Source organism: Planococcus maritimus (genome assembly GCF_001592825.1).
GTDB lineage: Bacteria > Bacillota > Bacilli > Bacillales_A > Planococcaceae > Planococcus > Planococcus maritimus_C.
This window is the reverse complement of sequence record NZ_LTZG01000047.1, coordinates 1-359: the sequence shown is the minus strand read 5'-3', so window position 1 is coordinate 359 and position 359 is coordinate 1. Positions and strand designations below refer to the sequence as shown.

The 359-nt window shown below is 49.3% G+C and carries 1 protein-coding gene; it reads right to left on the bottom strand.

The window, feature by feature from the left end:
- Positions 1 to 359: efflux RND transporter permease subunit (locus AY633_RS14705; RefSeq protein WP_145915691.1), on the bottom strand; the 359-nt coding region annotated here is incomplete at both ends.

The window sequence follows — 359 nt, the reverse complement described above, 5'->3', positions numbered from 1 at the left end:
ATCGGCTGGTTAATTTCAGTGCCTTCCCCAATGCCGATCGCTAATGGCAAGTGGCCTAAAATTGTGGTCAGGGCCGTCATTAATATCGGTCTTCTCCGGTCATGGACCGCCGTCACAATCGCCTCAAAGGAAGCGAGTCCAGCTTCGTTTCGTTGATTGATGTAATCAACGAGCACAATCCCGTTGTTGACGACTATACCGACAAGGAACAGTACTCCGATGACGGCGGTGATGCTGATTGGCGTCTGTGTGACGAATAGCGCAATCGACACCCCGATGACCATCCATGTCACCGTGAACATAATTACCAATGGATATTTGAATGACTCGAATTGTGCGGCCATCACGATATAAACGAG